Genomic DNA, 16,307 nt, shown 5'->3' with positions numbered 1-16,307 from the left:
CAGCGTGTATTCCTGAATCGCGGGCTAGAGCCCGCGGCTACCGCTTTCGCGAATTGCTTTGCTGAGGCCTACCGTCGTTCCGGCGTGAGCTTGGACCAGGTTTCGTCCGCCGGCGGCTCGAAATAGAGATCATCCTCTTCGGATTTCGAGAGCTGGCGGGCGAGAAAGGCGTCCCGGGTTTCAGTCGAGATTTTCTCCTGCTGGTCCAGGATGGCCTCGGCCTGTTCCTTGGGGAAGGGGAGCGGCGGCTTGGCCGCCGGTGGTTTCTTCGCGGCGCCGGATTGGCGCGATGCGGCGGGCTGTCCCGTCGCCACAGAGTTCTTCTCGGCCATCCCCGCGAGGGATCTGACCTTTTCACATCCTGATCCCAGGACGACAAGCGACAGCAGCAGGGCGAGGGCACGGGGTTTCAAATGGACTCCACCCCTTTCAGAATTTCCAGCGCCGAATCGAAACGGCGCGCGGGGTCTTTCTCCAGACATCGAAGGATGACGGCGGACCATTCCGACGGAAGCTCGGTCGCGAAGAGCGTCGGATCCGGGGGGGGGGAGTGGCGGTGGTGGTAGGGGACATCCCCGTCGGTGAAGGGGGGGCGTCCCGCCAGGATTTCGAAAAGCGTAGCCCCGAGGGAGTAGATATCGCTTCGGTGGTCGGTTTCCGCGCCCTCCACCTGTTCGGGCGACATGTAATACGGCGTTCCCATGACGGTGCTCTTAGTGTGGCTTTGTCCCAGTTTCTTGGCAAGGCCGAAATCCATGATCTTCACGGTCTTATCGGCGGTAATCATGACATTTCCCGGCTTGATATCGCGATGCACGATCTGGCGGCCATGGGCGTAGGCGAGTCCCTGGCAGAGCTGGCGCAGGATGGGAAGACACTCCTGGACGTTCAGCGGCCCGGTGCGTTTGATGAGGCTCTTCAAGAGCGTCCCTTCCACGTATTCCATCACGATGAAGTATTGCTCATTCTCGCGCCCTGCATCATAGATCGTCACAACGTTGGGATGGTTTAGGGCGGCGGCGGCGCGAGCCTCGCGCATGAGCTGCTCGATGGCCTCCGGATCCTTTTTGAGGTCGTCGGCCAGAACCTTCAAGGCCACCGTCCGGTTGAGAATCTTGTCGAGTGCCCGGTATACTACTCCCATCCCGCCACGCCCAAGAATCTCGTTCTTTTGATATCTTGAGACGACAGGTTTAGGCTTTGGTTGAGGTATAGCCGCAGCGGCCGGTCCCGCCGCCGGAGGGGGGATGCGTCCCGCTTTGAGGTCGCACTGCCGGGCCTTCTCGGTCTGGCCGGCTTCGCGGTAGAGGTCCGCCGCCCAGGAGTAGTTGGTTTCCTTCTCGGCGCACTGTGCGGCTTCCATGAGTTGGCCCATGCGCCAGTACAGGTTGCCCGCTTCGGTATAGTGTCCGGCGGCGTAGTACATTTTGGCGGCCTGGTCGATCTCGCCCTTGTTCTCGTAGTAGCGGGCCTTGATCAATTGCGCATCGGATTTCTTGCCGAGCCTCTCGTAGATGTCCGCGGCGCGCGCGAAATCCCCGACGTCCTCGTAGATCTTGGCGGCCTTGTCCAGGTGGCCGATTTTGGCGTAGATGGCCGCCGCCTTGTCCAGCATTCCCACTCGTTGAAGGATTTCCGCCGCCTCGGGGAATTGCCCCATCTGGTACTTCAGGGAGGCGCACTTGGTGGCGAGTGGAACGAGGCGTTCCTTGGGGTAGCCCGGCTCGATCTGGTGGCGATGAAGCTCCGTCTGGAAGATTCTGAGGAACATGCCCGTGGCCTTGGGAAAGTCCCCCGCTTTTTCGTAGCACTGCGCGGCTTCTGAAATCATGTCTCCCTTGGAAAACAGATCGGCTGCTTGGAGGAACTGCCCCGTCGATTCATAGATCTCAGCGGCGCTGATGTATCGTCCGGCCTCGATGAACAGGCGGGCGGCGAATTCGCGTTGCCCGTGCTTCTGGAGGAGCCTGGCCCCTTCCTCTTTGTTGCGGGCCGTTCGCAGGAGGGAGAAGGCCTTCTCGCCGTTTCCGTTGCGGAGATAGATGTCGGCTGCGGTCTTGGCGTCACCCGATTTGGCATAGAGGCGCGCCGCGTCGTCCTGTCGACCGAGTTTCATGAAGGCCTGGGCCGCGAGCTGCCATTGACCGTCCTGCTCGAGCTTCGCGGCCTTCTTGAGTTCGTTTTCTTCCTTGGAGCCGAAGAGGGGCATCAGAAGCCGCGTCCGGCCGACTTCCTGGGCTGTTCGCCGCTCGCTCCCGGGCGGCGGCCGGCGACCGGGAGGGCGGGTGGACAAGCTCCGTGTTCACAAGCGGAAACAAACATTCTTGCGCCTGTCGGGATTCTAGCCCCAATTGTTTACAAAGTCTTCACCCCGGCCCGCGCGCGGGGGCGGAAGCCCCGTGCGGGGATCCAAGGGAGTTCATCAGGATCCGATGAACTCAGGTGAACTGGGTGTCCGACAGGGAGTATAATTCGCGCGAGTCGGCGCCACGGGCCGGTCCGGGCGGGAGCGGATCGGGCAGGACGGACCGGCCGCGGAGCGCGGGAAGGTGTGAAGCAGGTCTATGATGTCGTCGCTTGAAGGCCGGAGGATTCTTGTCCTCAACGTCTCGGGCATTGGAGACTTTGTGGACTCCACCCCAGCCGTACGCATCCTGAGGAACCGGGCGCCGAGGTCCAGACTGACCCTGCTGGTATCGGAGAAAGCCCTGCCGTTGGCGGAGCGGTGTACCGATGCCGACGAGGTTTTGGCGCTTCCCACGAGCCGCGCGCGGAGCGCGCCTTCCTTGGGGGACTGGCCGCGCTGGCTCCGGAGGGTTGCTTCTTTGCGCGGTCGGTTTGACGTCGTCATCAGTCTGCATCACGTGAGCTCGGGGCTCGGAGGCTGGTGGTTGCGACTTTTCCTGGGCTGGCTGGGCGCCCCCGAAACCGTGGGGAGAAATACGGCGAATCGCGCCCCATTTTTTACAAATCGTTTGGACGAAGACGATCGGCCGGCGGACCAGATGGAACGAATGGCGGCGCTGGTCCGAACCGTCGGATCGGCGGGAGAGGGAGGGGAACCCTCTTTACGGCCGCATTTGCGGTTGAGGTCTGAGGAGATTGAAGAAGCAAGGGCCTTCATCCATCACCACGACTGGAGGGGACTCTCGGGCCCTCTCGTGGCGGTGGCGTTGGGGGGCGAACGACCGACGCGGCGCCTGCCGGCCGACCGGGTGGAGACGTTGGTCCGCTTGCTCCAGGACAAGTTCGCCATTCGCCCCGTGGTTTGGGGGAAGGGCGCAGACCCGGGAATTCCGCCCTCATCGGGGATTTGTCACCTCGACGCCCGGGGCCGGTTTGATCTTGTCCGCTCGGCGGCGGTGCTGGCGGTTTCCGACCTCATACTCACCACCTACAGCGCGCCCCAGCATTTGGCCGGGATTTGGGACAAACCGACGCTGGTCCTGGTCGGGCCGGGGGATGGAATCACCCATCGACCCCATGTCAGCCCCGGTCGGTCCGTTATGCTCGCTCATTCCGTTCCCTGCGCCCCGTGCTACCATTGGGCGTGTCCAAACCCGGTCGCGGAAAACCAATCTTGCCTGCGCGGGATTGCAGAAGAGGAAGTCCTGCGGGCCTTCGAGCGGCTGAGTCACGAAATCTTTGACGATGATCGAAGATTGAGCTAATATAAGAGTCTCACGTGGCCGAAATTAGGAAGCCCGAAACCAGGGCCGATCTCTCGGACATCCTCCGCATTCTCAGGCGGCGAAAGTTCATCATCTTCATCACCGTAGGCGTCGGTTTCTTCGTGGGATGGTTTGTCGTCCAATCCAAGGAGCCGCTCTACGAATCGAAGGCCAGCGTGGAAATCAAGGAGGAGGTTACTTTCCAACAACTGTTTACGCGGTATTCGACCGCGCGGGGAAAAATTGCCACGGAGAGCACGATCATGACCAGTTTTCCCGTCCTGGCCCAGGTGGCCAAGAGGCTTGGGGATGTCCCGAAGGACAAGACCGAGGAGGAGATCGTGCTCGATCCGAGTTTCCAGTCCCAGGTTCGGCGCCTCCAGGACAGCGTGCGCGCCAGCCCTCAGGAGAATACCAACATCATCGAGATTCTTGCGGTGGCGGGCACCGCGCTCCGGGCGCGCGATCTGGCCCAGGCGGTGGCGGAGGAGTATCGGGCCTACAGCCGGATGACGGCGGAGACCCGGAACAGCGAGGCGGACTGGTTCGTGAAGGAGCAGCGGGGAGTGCTCGTCGATTCCCTGAACAAGGTTGAGAAGGAGCTCATCGAGTTCAAAGAGAAGCACAACATCCTGGATCTGCCGTCCGAGACCCAACTCTACGTGACCAATTTTACGAATCTCATGGAAGAGCGCAATCACCTCGAGGCGGCGCTGGGGGACATGGAACGCTTCATCGAGCGCCTCAATTCACCGGAGGGCGCGTCCGGAGAATACTCGCCTTTCTCGGGGGAGGATGTCGGTCAGTCCTTCGTGGCGATGTACCAAACGTACAGCGGTCTCCTGGCGGAGGAGAAATCGCTGGCGGTGGGGCTGACGGAGGAGCACCCGACGATGGCGGATCTTCGGCTGCGGCGCAAGAGTTATGAGCGGGACCTGCTGAAACAGGCCGAGGAAGTGCGGAAACGATGGGACAAACAACTGAACGAGGTCTACAAGAAAATCGTCGAATTGGACCAGAAGCACCGAACGGCCCTGCACCAGCAGATCGAGCTTGGGCGGATGGACCGGGAGCTGGAGATCGTTCAAAAGATTCTGGCGAGCCTCGAGGAGAAGTACCAGGAAGTCAAGCTTCAGAATTCGATCCGCGCGGACAATGTGCGGATCGTTCAGCCGGCGATGGTCCCGGCGGTCCCGTTGGTGCGGAAGTCGTGGGGAGCGCTTTTTGCGGTTGTCATCCTCGGGCTGGTCCTCGGCATCGGCCTCGCTTTTGTGCAGGAGAGTCTCGATTTCTCGCTGGTGACGATCGAGGAGGTGGAGAAGTACCTGGGCCTGCCCGTGCTCGGGGTGATTCCTCACTACGAGCCCATGGAGACGGAGCGGGACATGTCCCCCGCGGTGCGCGAGGCGGCGCAGGGGTTGGGGCACGAGGTCCATCGTTTGGTGACGCATCTCCAGCCCAAGTCGGTGGTGGCCGAGAGTTACCGCGCCCTCAAGATGCATCTCTGGAAGACGGGCGAGGGGGGAAGGGTCTTCACGGCCACGAGCGCGATGCCTCAGGAGGGCAAATCCACCACCATGATGAACCTGGCCATCTGCTTCGCCCAGAGCGGACTCAAGACGCTGCTGATCGAAGGCAACACGCGTCGCCCGGTGTACAAGAACGTCCTCAAGTTTGCTCCGAAACCGGGGCTGGTGGAGCTGGTCCACGGGACCTCCCAACTGCAGGACGTTCTCCGTGACGTGACGGATCTGATGCTCTCGGAGTTGAGCCTTGATTTCCTGAAGCTGACGCCGGGCCTGGAGAACCTTTCCGTCATCCCCGCCGGCGAGACGCCGCTCAATCCTCCGGATGTTCTGGGCTCCTTTGTTCGCGGTCATCTCATCGAGCAGTTCCGGAAGACCTTTGACATCGTCTTGGTGGATTGTCCGCCCGTGCTGCCGGTCTCGGATGCGACGATCGTTGCGCCGGCGACCGACGGGGTGATCCTGGTGTATCGCTGGGGCAAGACGGGCCGGCAGCTTGTGCGCAGAGCGGTCGAGGCGATCGAGAAAGTCGGCGGGAAGGTGCTGGGTGTGGTGCTCAACGACGTCGATTTCAAGATCGGAGGCATGTATCCGGCCTACCGCTACCGGATGGGACGCGGGACGTACACCTACGGCTATCCTCAGAAACACGAGCGGGTGGGGCCGAGTCTTGCGGCCCAGTTCAAGAAGCTCAAGGGTCGAATCCAGGCCGCGCGCGAACGGCTGAACCTGCGTTCGTAACCCGCTTTCCGATCAGCACGGCTCCGCAATCATCGGCGGCTGGACCACGGATGGGGCGAAGTAGAATCAGGAAAGTCCCTCCTGCCGCGGTTCGGATCCGTTTCCGGGACATCCTGATCGCGAGTTTTTCCGCGCGCAGGGGCTCGGTTGAATCCTTTCGCGAAACGCTGCGCCGTCATTTTGGGAGGGATCCCTCCCTGGCGGGATCGGGCAGCGCCGCCTTTTCGCTCATCCTCCGCGCGCTGAAGGAGCGGTCCGATCGCCGGGAAGTGGTTCTCCCGGCCTACACGGTTCCGGGCTTGCACCTCGTGGTGGGGAAGGCCGGGCTCGCGACCCGGTTGTGCGACGTGGATCCGGACACCTTGGGCTATGACCTGCCGGCCCTGGAGCAGGTGGTAGGCCGTGAGACACTGGCCGTGGTCGTTGTCCATCTGTTCGGGTTTCCGTTGGAGGTGGATGCGATCCTCCGGATGGCGGAGACGAGGGGCGCCGCCGTGGTGGAGGATGCGGCCCAGGCTCTCGGGTCCAGGCTTCGGGGGGATTGGGCGGGGCGACACGGCGCGGCCTCCTTTTTCAGCTTCGAGAGGGGGAAGAACCTTTCGGCTTACGGGGGGGGGAGCGCCGTGGCTCGGGAGGCCGACCTGGGAGATCGGATGAGGTCGCTGGAGGCGGAACTGCCGGCGCGTCCGTTCGTGTCAAGAGCCGCCTTGCCGTTTCTTCTCGTCGGACTGGGGATGGCCTCAAGGCCCCGGCTCTATGGATGGGGCTATCCGTTTTGGCGGCTCTTCAAGTCCAGCCGCCGCCATGAGACGCTGTCCTACTTTTCGATGGATCGGGCGAGGGCAAGCCTGCTGGAGCGAAGCTGGCCGCGGCTCGAAGGGGAGAGCTACAGGCGGATGATGAACGGCCGCTACCTGCATGCGTGGCTGGGAAAGATGAAGGGCGTTCACGTGCCGCGGATCGGAGCGGGCGGATTTCCCGCTTTCACCCGCCTGCCGGTCATCATCGAGTCTCTTGAAAAGGTGCGCGCGGTGCGGGAGGATCTCTGGAGAGAGGGAATGGATGCTTCGGTGATGTTTCCACGCACGGTGAGCCAAAGCTATCCGGAAGGGTTCCCGCCCGGCCGGGAGGAGTTCCCGCATGCGGAGCAACTGGCGCCGCGACTGCTCACCCTGCCTGTCCACCCGTGGGTTCGACCGATGGACTTGGAGCGCATGGTGAGCGTCTTCGAGCGCCGGTTCGGGAGATAGCACCATGTTGCCCAAGTACTTGATCAGTTCGAACATCGGCTCGGCGTGGCAACATGGTACATACGCCCCGCCTCTATTCGAGAATCGCTTGCTGAGAGCGGGGCTACCGCACCGCCACCACGCTGGGAGCGCTTCCATGAATTATTCAAGGCGGTACTAGCCGATGCGGGGAGTTCTGCGTCATCGCGATCGGCTGGCGAGGAAGGCGATATCGCAACCCGGTTACGCCGCGCGGGCGGCTTGGTCGAGGGTCCAGGGCTTCTGGGCGCGCCGATGGCTGAGAGGGCGGGCGTTGCATCCCGAGACGATCACGCTGGTTCTCACGTCCCATTGCAATCTTCGCTGCCGCATGTGCGGCCAGTGGGGTGAGAACGGGTCTTTCCTGAGCTACACCCGCGATCAGTTGCGTGAATCGCTTCCCCTCGATGTCTTGATGCGACTGGTGGATGGCGTCGCGGATTTCCGTCCGACTCTCACGTTGTTCGGAGGCGAGCCGCTGTTGTATCGAGATCTCGTGCCGCTCGTCCGGTACGCCGCCTCGCGGGGTCTCCGCACGAACATGATCACGAACGCCTCCGGCTTGGCGGGCAAGGCCGACGACCTGGTGGAGGCGGGTCTGCGGGAGATTATCGTGTCGGTGGACGGACCGGAGAAGGTTCACGATGAGATCCGCGGGCAGGATGGCTCTTTCAGGCGCGCGATGGAGGGGGTGGACGCCGTGCGCGCGGCGCGGGCCCGGAGGATGGGGCGGTATCCGGTGATCCACCTCAACAGCACATTGAATCCGGAGAATGTGGATTGTCTGGAGGACACGATCCGAGTGGCGGAGCGGTCGGAAGTGGAATCGATTACGTTTCATCATCCGGTCTATCTCGGTCCCGGAGTATACGAGGTCCACCGTGAGGTCTTCGGATCGAGCTTCGGCGAGGTCAGCCCGGATTGGGGGGGGTTCGTCAGGGAGGCCCCGCCGCGCATCGACGCCGCGAAGCTGTTGGAGCAGATGCGCGCCATCCGCAAGCGCCGGTACCGGGTGCCGGTGTTCTTTTACCCGAACTACGAGGAGAGTGAAATCGGTCGGTACTATGCGGAGCCGTGGTTCAATCCCTTGAGCTATTCGCACTCCTGCGCGAGCCCCTGGCTTCAATGCTACATCTTCCCGGACGGAACCGTGCGGGCGTGCGAGTCCATGAATCTTTCCTTCGGGAACATCCGGCTGGAGGCTTTTGAGGCCATCTGGAACAACGAGGCCTACGTTCGATTTCGGCGGGACCTGAAAGAGCGCGGCGAATACCCCGCCTGCAACAAGTGCACGGAGTACTACCGGTTTTGAATCGACAAGGGCGCACTTGAAGATTCTCCATGTCATCACGCGCCTCGATCCGGGGGGATCGGCGGAGAGCACGGTTCACAGCGCCGCCCATTTCGCCCGGAGGGGCCACGAGGTTCACTTGGTGACCGGCCCGAGCGAGCGGTGGGAGGGACTTCGGGGCATGTTGCAGGAGGCGGGAGTTCGGGTGGAGGTGGAGGAGTTCCTGCGGCGGGGAATCGCATGGAGGACGGACCTCCGGGCGGTGGCCCGGATCCGGGGATACATGCAGAAGCACGATTTCGATTTGGTTCATACGCACTCTTCGAAGGGCGGCGTGGTGGGGCGCTGGGCGGCGTGGTCGGTGCGGCGGAAGGGCAGGCCGGTCATCGTGCATACCCCACACGGGCACGTGTTCTACGGCTACTTCGGCCCGGTGAAAAGCAGACTCTACCGGGAGATCGAGCGTGTCACGGCGCGAATCACGGACGCGTTGATCGCGTTGACGGAGAGCGGAGCGGTGGAATATCGGCGTTGGGGGATTCGACCCCGTCGGCGACTGGCATCCATCCCCAGCGGGGTCGATTTCGGAGACCTCAGAATTCCCGCGAAGGAAGAGATCGAGACGATTCGATCGAGGCATGGAGGGGGTCCGGGCCGACGGGTCGTCGGCACCGTGGCCCGGCTGGTGCCGGTAAAAGGAGTGGAACTCCTTGTTCGAGCGGCGGCCCTTTTGCGGGACCCGTCCGTGGTCGTTTGGATCATTGGGGACGGACCTCTGCGGGCAAAGTTGGAATCTCTGAGCTCTGAATTGGGCATGGGCGACGCCATCAAGTTTCTGGGGTGGCAGACACCGGCGGAGCCTTACATGGCTGCGATGGACGTTTTCGTCCAGCCGTCGCTCAACGAGGGGATGGGCCGCACCCTCGTGATGGCGGAATACATGGAGAGAATCTGCGTTGCCCCCGCGGTGGGAGGCATTCCTTCGCTCATCCGGGATGGGGAGACCGGATATCTCGTCGCCACACCCACGCCGGAGGCTCTTTCGGAGGGGATTCGGGCGGGCTTGAACGCGGCAGCCGGCAGCTCCGCCATGGGGCGAAGGGCGAAAGAGTGGGTGGCGATCCGGTTTTCACAGAACGAGATGTGCCGGCAGATGGAAAGTCTCTACGCGTCGGTGCTGGAGGCGGGCGTGTAGTCATGGACACGGGGGTTCTGAACGTTGGGATTGACTGGCGAGAGTTCGCGAAGGGCCGGCATACGGGAATCCAGTCCTATCTTGGCGCGTTTCTCTCGCATGCCCTGGTCGAGCGCCCCCGCTGGACGTTCCACCTCTATGGCGATCGGGATACCGTGTTTCCGGGCGCGGAGGATCGGAGCCGCATCCGGACTACGACGATGGGCCGGTGGCCGGGGGTGTGGTGGGACCAGGCCTACCTCTCCTGGTCCTGCCGGCACGAGCGCCTGGATGTGTTTCTTACACCGTACGTCAAAGTGCCGGCGCTTGCGCCCGTTGTGATCGCATGGATCAACGACCTGTCTCCCCTGTTTCTTCCCGACGCGGCCGGCCGCCTGGAAAAGCTCTACTATCGGGCCATGTGCAGGTTGACTCTCGCGAAGGCCAGAAAGGTGATCACGATCTCGGAATCGACCAAGCGGGATATTCTGCGCGTGTTCGGGTCTTCGGCGGACAGGATCGAGACGGTGTATCTCGGTCTTCGGCCCTCGTTGGTGAAGCTCATGGAGCGGAAGCGCAACTCCCGTCCTCCCTCCGGGGTGCGCGGAGAGTACATCCTGCATGTGAGCAATCTGCGGTCTCACAAAGACGTGGGTACGCTGCTGCGGGCTTATCGCCTGCTGCCGGAGGGGGTGAGGAAACGCTTCGAGGTCGTTGTGGTCGGAAGAAAGGAGAATCTTCCCGAGGACGTTTTACAATGGATGCGAGGGAGCGGGCTGGGATCCCGCGTTCGGTTTCTCGGCGAGGTTGAGGACGCGGACTTGGCCGCTCTGTACGCTCACGCGACCGTTTTCGTTTTTCCATCCCGATACGAGGGGTTTGGGCTGCCGGTGTTGGAGGCCATGCACGCCGGAATCCCCGCGCTGGTTTCCAACGTGTCCAGCCTTCCCGAGTTGGTGGGTGATGCCGGCCTCTTGTTCAACGTGGGAGACGAGGCAGACTTGGCGTTGAAGCTGGAATCCCTGCTTGCGGATGCCGGTCTTCAGGCGCGACTCGGCGCCCGATGCCGTCGGCGCGCGGCGACCTTCAACTCGCTCGCGATGACCCGGCGGGTGCTGGGCTGTATCGAAGAGAGCATGGCCTGATCGGGCGGGGCATGGAAGGATGACGGCCGGCGGAGGACTGACGTGCGCCTTCTGCGAGAAGGGGCGACTGCGGCATGCCTTCACGCGGAATGGGTGTGACTATTTGTCATGCCCTGTCTGCAGGTGTTATCGAATGGCCCGCCTTCCGAGCGAACAGGATTTGTCCGAGGGGGGGGATCGCTACTACACGCGGGAAGGTCATCCCTCCGGAAGGGGAAGATTGGCCCGGAAGGTGGCGGCCCTGCTCCCGGCGCCGCGGCCGGGCGCGCGGCTGATGGATGTGGGGCCCGGCTACGGAGACCTGTTGGCGGCCGCCCGAGACCAGGGGTGGGGGGTCGCCGGCATCGAGCCGGTTCCCGCCTGCGCGGCCTACGTTCGCGAGAAGCACGGCCTGGACCTCATCCCGGGCCGCATCGAGGATGTTCCTTTGGGCGAGGGCAGCGTGGATGCGATCGTTTTCCAGGACGTGCTCCCGACGATCCTCGATCCGGTGGGCGTGTTGAGGAAGGCCGCCGCCGCCCTGAGCGAGGGGGGCTGGCTCTTGATTCGCGTGAAGAATGCCGCCCTGCACGGACCGGCCATGCGGCTGGTTCTCCGGTTGGGTCTCGGGTCGGGGGTGAAAGCGTGGCTTCCGATACTCTATGTGTACTCCTTTCATGCCGACACACTCCGAGCCGTGCTGGCCAGGCTCGGATTCACCGTGGTGGCCGCCGGAAACGGTCCCATGGTGCTGGAGGACGCCTACGGAGGCCGTTGGGCCGTCGCCCTTCTCAAAGGGGTGTTGTTTGGCCTGGCGGAAGCGGTCCGGGTGATTTCGGGGGGCCGATGTCTGTTGGGGCCTTCCATCTACGTCCTCGGCAGAAAGCAGGCGCGATCCCGGCCGGCGGCGGATCAGCGGAAGTGATCTGAACGGGGCGCGAGCGCGTTCGTGCCCCTGTCGTGGTCCATTTCCGCCGAGGGTGGAGGTTCCGGCTCCGCGCCAACCTCCGCCGGCACTTGGCGGAGATGCGAAACGGCGAAGGTGAGCGCCGTCACGAGCCAGAACGGCTCCATGATTCGGACGATGAGGAACGTATCGGCGCCAACGGCGTGTGTCATTACCGCGAGAAACCCCAACAACTGTCCCGCGATGAGGCCTTGGACCACGGGGTCCGGTCGTTCTCTCTGCGCGTGGGCGGCGGCACGGTTGCCTTGGAGAACTTTTACCAGGAGCCACAGGAAGGCCACCAAGCCGAGGGCGCCCGTTTCCACGAGAAGGCGGGGGAACCAGGCATCCGTAATACCCCAACCCGTCAGACCGCGGCCGAGCAATGGGTGTGCCCCGGCAAGACGGATCGCCTCGCCGTATTTTTGGACGCGTTGCGAGGTCGAAGCGTCGAGCGGGGTTCCGAAAAGTTCCTGGGTGGATGCCTCGCCGGCATTAATAACAAACGTCTCGTCTATTCTCCCTCGAATCCGACCCACCAGGCTTTCCGGAGCGATCATGAGGACGAGCGCCACGAACGCGACGGGGCCGAGAAACACGAGAAAGGCCCGTTTCCGGTAGTTCAGGACCAGGAAACCGAGGAAGACGGGAATCACGGCCACCCAGGAGGCTCGCGAGAGAGTGTAGGCCAGGGGGAAGATCAGGCCGAGGCACATGGCCGTCCATCCCACTTGCTGCCAGTAGCTGCGACTGTGGGAAAGGAACCCCAGGGTGACCCCCAAGGTGAGAACCAGGTAGCCTCCCAGAGTGTTCGGCTCGCCCGAATCCTGGCCCTCGAAGGGGGCGGTGACCCGACCGCCCCCGGGGACTTGCGCCATGGCAATGACGCAGGTAATGACGGCGGTGAGGAAGAACGTGAAGAGAAGTCTGCGGACTTGTTTCTCGTCATCGACCGTCATGATGACCATGTAGTAGATGAAGTAGTACTCGAAGTATTTCAGCAGGTAGAGACCGCCGACCAGCGGCTGCACGGCTCCCGCGACGATTCCGAACAGCGTCGAGATCATGCAGCATCCCAGGAAGGCCGCAACCGGAGCGTTGATCGGGCTGTGGGAGACCTGTCGGATCTCCTTGTATACGGCCACGCGGGCCATCCAGGCGATTCCGAGGAACATCAGCAGAAAATCCTCCGCGCGGAGGGTCAGCTCATTGTGACCGCCGGTGTCGGAAACTCGAGTCAACGCGATCTCCGGGCTGAGCAGCATGGAGAGAATGACGAGGTGCAGAATCCATTCGGGGTTGACGAAGGTGAGCAGGAAAACGAGAGTGAAGAGGGCGATCATGGCCAAACCCACCGGGCCCAGCGTTTGGGCGGTGACGAGGGCCGCCACCAGCCCGAACAGTCCCATGACGATGGCGAGCATTCCGAATCGAGGCATCGAGTCGCTGCGCATTCGTCGTATCTTAGCGGTATTCGGACCTCCGGGCCAGTCCCACGGGGATGGGAGAGGCGAAAGTCCGGTTCTCCCTTCCCCCTTGGGCGGGGGAAGGTTAGGATGGAGGGCATGCGGAACAAGGCCGGGCTTCTTCGGACTCGCGCGGCGGCCACACGGAGGCCCTCGTGCAGCGTCGTCCTCGTCAACTGCAACGGCGGGCACTGGATCGTCCGTTGCGTGGAGTCCCTTCTGGCCTTCGATCAGGGGGGGTGCGCGGACGTGATCATTGTGGACAACGCGTCTACGGACGGTTCGCGGGAAGCGCTTCTGGAGCGATTCCAAGAGCCGCGGGTGCGCGTGCTGACCCTTCCTCACAACCTCGGTTTTGGGGCAGCCAACAATCGGGGCGCGGCGCTCAGCGGAGCGGAGTACCTGCTGTTCCTGAACAGCGATTGTGAGCTGATTGAGGACCCCTTTCCGCGACTGGTGGGACACATGCAGTCCCACTCGGAGACGGGAGCGGTGTTTTGCCGGATCCTGAACGGGGATCGCACGTTGCAGCCGTCCGTCAACAGGAGGTTTCCGTCGCCCGCGGGTTTCCTTCTCGAATGGCTCGGTTGGTCCACGCTGCGCTTTGCGGTCTATCGATCCGCGTTCTTCAAACAGATCGTGTTCGGGCGCACGGTTCGTTGGCATGCATCCGAACATCCCGTGGCGTGGGGCGGCGGGAACTGTGTCTTCATGAGACGGGGCGATTTTTCGACGATCGGGGGATTCGACGAGCGGTTTTTCATGTATTTTGAAGACGTCGATCTCTGCCTCCGGCTGGCCCGGCGGGGAAGGGTTGCGTACTACATCCCGGCCCCCAGCATCATCCATCACTGGGCCAAGTCCCGGCCTTCCGGCGACGTCCTCCCCCTCGTGGAAAATTATCGGAGCCGCCTTCGGTATGTGCAGAAGCATCATCCGGCCTGGTTCGGGATGGTGAAACGCACCACCCGGTTGGAACTGCCCCTCCGTCGAGCCGGGATCCGCTGCATCGCCTGGGTGAGGGGGGACGAGCGACTGCGATCGTCCCTGAGAAACTACGAAAGGGCCTCGGAGGAGCTGGAGAGTTCCGAGTTCAGCGGCGCGGGATAGAATCGACCGGCGAGGCGCCGATCTCCCCGCGAGCGGACTGGGCCTGCTTCAACCACTGGAGGGTCTCCCGGATGCCGGCTTCCACGTTCCCGTGGTAGGCGAATCCGGTCGAGGCGAAGCGCTCGCCGGCGACGGTGTAGGAGAGTTGATTCATGATCGGCGCATCCACGTATTCGATCCGGACGCCGGGGATGAACCTGGACAGGGTGTGAATGACCTCCTCCACGGTGAGGTTGGAGGTGACGACGTTGTAGATCCGTCCGTCGAACAGACCCTTGTCGATGACGTGCCGGATGGCCGAGACGGCGTCCCCGAGGTCCAGGTACGGTCGGCGCTGGTGGAGGGCCGTACGCCAGACGGAGAGGGGCTGCCCGTGTACGGCCTGCCAGCAGAACTTGTTGATGGCGGTATGGAAGCGCATTCCGGGGGACGTTCCGAAGATCGTTCCGAATCGCAGGATGACGCTGTGGAGCCCTTCCTGCGCGGACATTCGGGTCAGGAGACGCTCGGCCTCCAGCTTGGACTCGGCGTAGGGGCTTTGGGGTTTCAGATCCGGTTCCGGACAATCTTCATCGACGGTGGCGGCCTGGGAGCCGTACACGCTCGTGGTGGACGGGAAGATCATGCGGCATCTTTGTTGAAGGCAGGCGCGGGCCACTTTCTCCGTTCCGACGAGATTCACTTCGCGGACACGATCCGCGTGGTGGAAGCTGGTGGCGGCGTCGGTCACGGCGGCGAGGTGGACGACCACCTCCGCCCCGGCAAGCAACGAATCCAGGTCGAAGGTGAGCACGTCCCCCTCGATGAAGCGGTAGCTCCCCGCGGGGAGGTGGAAGAGGGAGGCGTGACGCTGAGTGGACAGGTCGTCCAGCATGACCATGTCGGCCCCCGGGACCGCCGCGGGGAGTTCGCGGATCAGGCGCGATCCGATATGGCCGAGGGCGCCCGTGACAACGATTCTCATTTCCCGGCCGGGGACGGCTGGATTTCGGCGAGAGTGCGTTCGAGACCCTGGGCCAAGGTGTAACGAGGTTTCCACCCGGTGAGGGCGCGAATTTTGCCGGACGAGAACTTGGCGCTGTCGATTTCGATGCGCTTGCGCTCATCGGGCCAGGCGATGTGGACGACCTTCCCCTTGCGGAACACCCGGACAATGGTCCTTGCGATGTCGGCGACGGACAGATGCTCGTCGCCGGTGGCGAAGAAGAGGTGGCCGAAGACGCGAGGTTGCTGCCAGGCCGTCCAGAGGAGGTCGGTGGCGTCTTCCACGTACATGACGTTTCGAACCTGGTTGCCCGCGCCGTAGAGGGTGATCTCTTTTCCGGTCCGGGCAAGGTGGATGAAGTAGTTGATGAACCCGAACTCGGGATATCCCTTGCCGAAGGGGCCATAGAGGTTCGCGAAGCGGGGGACGACGGTTTTCAGATCGTGAAGGGTGTTGTAGATCCGGTAGTACTTCTCGGCGGCGCTCTTGTTGGCGGAATAGATTTCCAGCGGCCTCTCCGGATGGTCCTCGTCGATCATGGCGCGGCGACTTTTTCCGACGACCGTGCTGCTCGATGTGTACACCACGACCGCCTTTCGGTTCAGGTGGCGGACGGTTTCGAGGAGCTTCAGATTCCCCAGGCAGTTGATGTCGGCATCGAGCAGGGGGTACTGGATCGACAGGGGATGGGAGGTCTGGGCGGCGCAGTTGAAGATGACGTCCTGGCCTTGCACCAATTCCGCGAGCAGGCTTTCGTCCCGCAGATCGCCGCGGACGAACCTGATCCGGCTCCATACGCTTTGGAGGTTGTTCGTGGTCGCGTGGAGGTGAGGGTCGAGGGAGTCCATGACGGTGACGCGGCTTCCGGGTTCCGCGAGGCATCGGCGAACCATGTTCGCGCCCACGAAGCCCGCCCCTCCGATGACGAGGACGTTGACGGAGGCCGACGGGCGGGTGCTTGCCACGCGTCGTGTCGGCGCGCGCTTCCGCGCCGGGCCATGGCCG

13 protein-coding genes are annotated in these 16,307 nt (G+C 63.0%); 8 read left to right on the top strand and 5 right to left on the bottom strand.

Annotated elements, in window-relative coordinates; all coding sequences use genetic code 11:
• Positions 1–68 precede the first annotated feature (68 nt).
• Together HYT87_12155 and HYT87_12150 are read right to left on the bottom strand one after the other, a co-directional pair.
• Complete coding sequence (locus HYT87_12155) at positions 69–413, bottom strand: hypothetical protein (protein MBI2060514.1); 345 nt, start codon at positions 411–413, stop codon at positions 69–71.
• A complete protein-coding gene (locus tag HYT87_12150) occupies positions 410–2,209 on the bottom strand; it encodes a protein kinase (protein ID MBI2060513.1) in 1,800 nt (599 codons plus the stop codon). Before HYT87_12150 ends, HYT87_12155 begins: the two co-directional genes overlap by 4 nt.
• 358 nt (positions 2,210–2,567) lie before the next feature.
• Between HYT87_12150 and HYT87_12145 the strand changes: the two genes are divergently transcribed.
• From HYT87_12145 to HYT87_12115, 7 genes are all read left to right on the top strand, one after another.
• The gene (locus HYT87_12145; GenBank protein ID MBI2060512.1) at positions 2,568–3,671 is read left to right on the top strand and encodes a glycosyltransferase family 9 protein; all 1,104 of its coding nucleotides are present in this window, start codon (positions 2,568–2,570) and stop codon (positions 3,669–3,671) included.
• A 14-nt stretch (positions 3,672–3,685) separates the two neighbouring features.
• The gene (locus HYT87_12140) at positions 3,686–5,938 is read left to right on the top strand and encodes a polysaccharide biosynthesis tyrosine autokinase (GenBank protein MBI2060511.1); all 2,253 of its coding nucleotides are present in this window, start codon (positions 3,686–3,688) and stop codon (positions 5,936–5,938) included.
• 50 nt (positions 5,939–5,988) lie between these two features.
• Positions 5,989–7,188 carry a DegT/DnrJ/EryC1/StrS family aminotransferase gene (locus HYT87_12135; protein ID MBI2060510.1) on the top strand — a complete coding sequence of 400 codons (1,200 nt, stop codon included), beginning with the start codon at positions 5,989–5,991 and terminating at the stop codon, positions 7,186–7,188.
• A gap of 163 nt (positions 7,189–7,351) precedes the next feature.
• On the top strand, positions 7,352–8,518 hold the full coding sequence (locus tag HYT87_12130; GenBank protein MBI2060509.1) for a radical SAM protein: 1,167 nt from the start codon (positions 7,352–7,354) through the stop codon (positions 8,516–8,518).
• Positions 8,519–8,534: 16 nt separating this feature from the next.
• The gene (locus HYT87_12125) at positions 8,535–9,692 is read left to right on the top strand and encodes a glycosyltransferase (protein ID MBI2060508.1); all 1,158 of its coding nucleotides are present in this window, start codon (positions 8,535–8,537) and stop codon (positions 9,690–9,692) included.
• Between the two features lie 2 nt (positions 9,693–9,694).
• Positions 9,695–10,816, top strand: coding sequence for a glycosyltransferase family 4 protein (locus tag HYT87_12120; GenBank protein ID MBI2060507.1), 1,122 nt, complete (start codon positions 9,695–9,697; stop codon positions 10,814–10,816).
• A 133-nt stretch (positions 10,817–10,949) separates the two neighbouring features.
• Entirely contained in the window at positions 10,950–11,720 is a 771-nt protein-coding gene (locus HYT87_12115) for a class I SAM-dependent methyltransferase (protein MBI2060506.1), read from the top strand.
• Here HYT87_12115 and HYT87_12110 read toward each other — a convergent pair.
• The gene (locus tag HYT87_12110; protein MBI2060505.1) at positions 11,708–13,195 is read right to left on the bottom strand and encodes an O-antigen ligase family protein; all 1,488 of its coding nucleotides are present in this window, start codon (positions 13,193–13,195) and stop codon (positions 11,708–11,710) included. The two genes, HYT87_12115 and HYT87_12110, sit on opposite strands and share 13 nt — an antisense overlap.
• 111 nt (positions 13,196–13,306) lie before the next feature.
• Between HYT87_12110 and HYT87_12105 the strand changes: the two genes are divergently transcribed.
• Complete coding sequence (locus HYT87_12105; protein ID MBI2060504.1) at positions 13,307–14,317, top strand: glycosyltransferase family 2 protein; 1,011 nt, start codon at positions 13,307–13,309, stop codon at positions 14,315–14,317.
• Here HYT87_12105 and HYT87_12100 read toward each other — a convergent pair.
• Together HYT87_12100 and HYT87_12095 are read right to left on the bottom strand one after the other, a co-directional pair.
• A complete protein-coding gene (locus HYT87_12100) occupies positions 14,301–15,281 on the bottom strand; it encodes an SDR family oxidoreductase (GenBank protein ID MBI2060503.1) in 981 nt (326 codons plus the stop codon). The two genes, HYT87_12105 and HYT87_12100, sit on opposite strands and share 17 nt — an antisense overlap.
• The gene (locus tag HYT87_12095) at positions 15,278–16,267 is read right to left on the bottom strand and encodes an NAD-dependent epimerase/dehydratase family protein (protein MBI2060502.1); all 990 of its coding nucleotides are present in this window, start codon (positions 16,265–16,267) and stop codon (positions 15,278–15,280) included. Before HYT87_12095 ends, HYT87_12100 begins: the two co-directional genes overlap by 4 nt.
• Positions 16,268–16,307 lie beyond the last annotated feature (40 nt).

Source organism: Nitrospirota bacterium (genome assembly GCA_016180645.1).
GTDB lineage: Bacteria > JACPQY01 > JACPQY01 > JACPQY01 > JACPQY01 > JACPAV01.
The sequence above is the reverse complement of the archived record's forward strand: the minus strand, read 5'-3'. Positions and strand labels throughout refer to the sequence as shown.